Here is a 4,113-nt window from a genome sequence, read left to right on the forward strand (position 1 = left end):
TTGGCACACTGTTGAGTTCTCAAGGAACGGACGCTTCCTTTGTACTCACCCTTGCGGGCTTTCCTCCGGGCGCTTCCCTTCGGTCTTGCGTTTCCAACCTTACCAGATCCGTTTTCCGTTCCGTTTCCGGTTCGGATTTCATTTCCGGTGGCCGTTGGAGGGCCTTTTGCCTTTCGACTGAACCCGACTTTATCAGAATCATTTCGGCCGACCTAATCGGCTCGGCTTCGTGATTCGAATGATGAATCGGGATGGGCTCCGTGGAAGGTGATCCCCAGCGAGAGCCAGACAGACTTTAAAGGTTCACGCTCGAACTTGTCCCGTCCGAGGCAACCCGTAAAATCTACCTCCCCGCTGCTCCTGTGTCAACAGGTTCGCGAGGCGAGGAGGAGACTAGCAGCTCGGAGGGCGTCGACGCACATCAGGCGGCCGTGGGGAGTTCCGCGCTGCGGTCGAGTGCCTCCACATCGCCCGTCTCCCCTGCGCGTGCCGCCCTGCCGCCGAGGACGTAGACGTAGGCGAGGAAGGCCAGCTCGGCGACGACACCGATGGTGATGCGCGCCCAGGTCGGGAGACCGGACGGGGTCACGAAGCCTTCGATCAGGCCTGACACGAACAGCACCAGAGCCAGGCCGATCGCCATGCCGAGGGCCGCCCGGCCTTGCTGGGCCAGGGCCGTGCGGCGGGATTGCGGTCCGGGGTCGATGACCGTCCAGCCCAGACGCAGACCTGTGCCGGCCGCGACGAAGACGGCTGTGAGTTCCAGCAGACCGTGCGGGAGCACCAGGCCGAGGAAGACGTCGAGTCGGCCGGCCGACGACATGAGGCCGATTCCGACGCCCAGATTCAGCATGTTCAGGAAGAGGATCCAGAGGACCGGGAGGCACAGGAAGGCGCCGAGTGTGAGGCACATGGCGGCTGCCTGGGCGTTGTTCGTCCAGACCTGTGCGGCGAACGAGGCCGCGGGGTGGCTCGAGTAGTACGTCTCGTACTCACCGCCGGGGCGGGTCAGCTGCTGGAGCTCCTCCGGAGCCCCGATCGCGCTCTGCACCTCGGGATGGGTTCCGATCCACCAGCCGATGAGGGCAGCCACAAGGGTGGAGAGCACGGCGGTCGGTATCCACCAGTGGCGGGAGTGGTAGACCGCGGCCGGAAAGCCGGCAGTAAGGAAAGTGACCACATCCCTCCAGCCGGCCCGTCGGGTGCCGGTGACGATGGCGCGGGCGCGTGCCACGAGCTGGGTGAGCCTTGCCGTCAGTGCCGGCTCAGGGGCACTGGACTGGATTTGGGAGAGATGGGTGGCCGTGCGCTGGTACAGAGCGACGAGCTCATCGGCTTCCGCGCCCGTGAGGTGGCTTCCGCGACGGAGGAGGTGGTCCAGGCGGTCCCACTCTGCGCGATGGGCGGTCACGAAGACATCGAGATCCATGGTCGGCTGCTGCTCCAGGCAATGGGTGCGTACGGTCCGTACTACTGCACTACTGCGACACGCTGCGGGTCAGCTTGGCAGACTGAGTAATCAAGGGGCAGGGAAGGTCGACAAACGCGAGGGGCGGCACAGTGAGTGGGCTAGTGACGGGTGACGCAGTCGTACTGGGGCTGCAACCGGCGAGACTGCCGAGCCGGGCCCTCGCTCTCGTGATCGATCTGGTCGTGGTGTTGTTCGTCTACCTCCTGCTGTCGATCGGGCTCGCCGTGGCGACGGCGTCGTTGGACGAAGCGGCTGTCATGGCGGTGTCCATCGCTTCGTTTCTGCTGGTGCTGGTGGGCGCGCCGATAGCGGTGGAGACGCTCAGCCATGGGCGGTCGCTCGGGAAGCTGGCGTGCGGGCTGCGCGTCATACGGGACGACGGGGGGCCGATTCGTTTCCGCCATGCCCTGGTGCGGGGCGCGATGGGGGTCGTCGAGATCCTCTTCTCGTTCGGTGTCATCGCTTGCATCGCATCGTTGGTGTCGGCGCGAGGCCGGCGTATCGGAGACGTCTTCGCCGGGACGTTGGTGGTGCGGGAGCGGATACCCGCGGGGCGAGGCCCGATGGTGGCGCCTCCCCCGCCGCCGTGGCTCGTCGGACGGTTCTCGCAGCTCGACCTGTCGGGTGTGCCGGACGACCTGTGGCTTGCGATACGCCAGTACCTGACACGGATGAGACAGCTGGACCCGGCAGTGAGCTGGTCCATGGCTCAACAACTGGCCGCTGATCTGGCGATGCGTACCGGGGCTCCCACGCCGCAGGGCGTCCCGCCGGCTGCCTATCTGGCAGCCGTGGTGAACGAGCGGCAGGCCCGTGACGCCCGGCGGGCGTTCACCGCGCCCACCTCGAGCGCCCCCGGCGCGTCTGCCGGCGGCCCCTCGCACCACATCGACGCTCCCTCCGCTCCTGCCTCGGCGACCGGGGCGGCCCTGCCGGAAGCCGAGCCCGCCGCTGAAGCTGCTGCGCCTGTCGGCACCAAAGTCGCGTCGGGAACGGCACAGCGTCCCTCGGTGACGGACGGCTCGAAGATGCCGCCGCCCAGGCCGGCCGGCGGATTCGCCCCACCCGCGTAGGTGCAGGCCGACCGCTGTCGGTCGGCACGCTCACGCTCAGACGGACGCCCCGCGGGTTGCCTCGGAACAGCCGCTCAGGCCCCGCTCTGCCGCCGGTCTCTCACACGACCCGTCCTTCGCCGTTCTTCACGGCTCATCGCGACTGCTCCGCCGCCGTTCCGCCGCGGTTCAGAGGAAGGTCGAAGGCGGGGTCTCGAGGTCCTCGAGCTCGATGCCGGGGGCCGCGAGGACCACGTCCCCCGCGATGTGGACGGCATGCTGTTCGCCCGTGTCCAGGGCGCTGACCTGGTACTCGTCCACTGTCAGAGGGCCGTTGTCAGTGGCATGCGCTTCACTCTTCACCAAGGCCCAGGACTGGTCGACGGTTCGGGGTGCGAGGACGGGATCCGTGAAGGCGACGAGGCGGAGGCGGGTCGCGGGGGCGCCGGGTGCGAGGCGCAGCAGACGGGCAGTTGCGACGAGGAAGGCGGGGGAAGTGCCGGTGAACGCGTGGGCGGGGGCGTTGCCTTCCTGCGCGTGAGCGCCGGTGGGGTCGGTGCGGACCCAGGTGACGCCATCGATGGCTGCGCCGCGGACCTGCCAGCTCGCGGCGTGCAGTTCGAGACGGATGGGGCGGCCGAGTTCGTCGATGGCCAGATCGACGGAGCCGGCGTCGGCGCCGGAAGGGGTGGTGGTTCGGGACACGTAGCGCCAGCCGGAAGGGCCGGGGGCGCACTGGAAGTGTTCTTCACCGAGGGGGGTGTGATCGTGCGGATCGTGGAGCGAATAACGGCCGCGAGGCATGGGGGCGTAGGTGTCCTTGTGCGGTGAGGCGTCAGCCGGAGCCGTTCGAGGAGAGTACGGGGCAGGCCCCCGACACGGGGGTGCGGGGGCCTGCCTGGTGCTGCTGTGCTGTGCAGCGGAGCTGCCCGGTGCGTGCTGCTGCCTGCGGGCGCGTGCTGCGCGGCGTGATCAGTAGCGGTAGTGGTCGGGCTTGTACGGGCCGTCGACCTCGACGCCGATGTAGGAGGCCTGCTCCGGGCGCAGGGTGGTCAGCTTGACGCCCAGCGCGTCCAGGTGCAGCCGGGCGACCTTCTCGTCCAGGTGCTTGGGCAGCACGTACACGTCGGTCGGGTACTCCTGCGGCTTGGTGAACAGCTCGATCTGGGCCAGCGTCTGGTCCGCGAACGAGTTGGACATCACGAAGGAGGGGTGGCCGGTCGCGTTGCCCAGGTTCAGCAGCCGGCCCTCGGACAGCACGATCAGCACCTTGCCGTCCGGGAACGTCCAGGTGTGGACCTGCGGCTTGACCTCGTCCTTGACGATGCCGTCGATCGCGGCCAGGCCCGCCATGTCGATCTCGTTGTCGAAGTGGCCGATGTTGCCCACGATCGCCTGGTGCTTCATCCGGGCCATGTCCGAGGCCATGATGATGTCCTTGTTGCCGGTCGTTGTGATGAAGATGTCGGCGCTCTCGACCACCTCGTCCAGCGTGGTCACCTGGTAGCCGTCCATCGCCGCCTGCAGCGCGCAGATCGGGTCGATCTCCGTGATGATCACCCGCGCGCCCTGGCCGCGCAGCGACTCCGC

Annotated in this window: 4 protein-coding genes; 1 reads left to right on the forward strand and 3 read right to left on the reverse strand. The window is 68.0% G+C overall.

Features of this window, described 5'->3' with window-relative positions; translation table 11 throughout:
* Window positions 1-421 precede the first annotated feature (421 nt).
* Window positions 422-1,429 (reverse strand): stage II sporulation protein M, encoded by a 1,008-nt coding sequence (locus ABZ070_RS35640; protein ID WP_356640160.1) that lies wholly within the window; start codon window positions 1,427-1,429, stop codon window positions 422-424.
* Between the two features lie 131 nt (window positions 1,430-1,560).
* Here ABZ070_RS35640 and ABZ070_RS35645 point away from each other — a divergent pair, with 131 nt between their 5' ends.
* On the forward strand, window positions 1,561-2,544 hold the full coding sequence (locus ABZ070_RS35645) for an RDD family protein (RefSeq protein WP_356640162.1): 984 nt from the start codon (window positions 1,561-1,563) through the stop codon (window positions 2,542-2,544).
* 168 nt (window positions 2,545-2,712) lie between these two features.
* On the opposite strand, the gene ABZ070_RS35650 is transcribed toward ABZ070_RS35645, so the two are convergent.
* Window positions 2,713-3,327, reverse strand: a complete 615-nt coding sequence (locus ABZ070_RS35650; protein WP_356640164.1) for a hypothetical protein — start codon at window positions 3,325-3,327, stop codon at window positions 2,713-2,715.
* Window positions 3,328-3,495: 168 nt separating this feature from the next.
* Window positions 3,496-4,113, reverse strand: a 618-nt coding sequence (locus tag ABZ070_RS35655) for an adenosylhomocysteinase (RefSeq protein ID WP_356640166.1), incomplete at its 5' end; no start/stop codon positions are given.

Source organism: Streptomyces sp. NPDC006283, assembly GCF_040613325.1.
Lineage (GTDB): Bacteria > Actinomycetota > Actinomycetes > Streptomycetales > Streptomycetaceae > Streptomyces.

Excerpts from the sequence above, each read along its gene's own strand:
- ABZ070_RS35640 (WP_356640160.1), bottom strand. The coding sequence starts at position 1,429 with ATGGATCTCGATGTCTTCGTGACCGCCCATCGCGCAGAGTGGGACCGC.
- ABZ070_RS35650 (WP_356640164.1), bottom strand. The coding sequence starts at position 3,327 with ATGCCTCGCGGCCGTTATTCGCTCCACGATCCGCACGATCACACCCCC.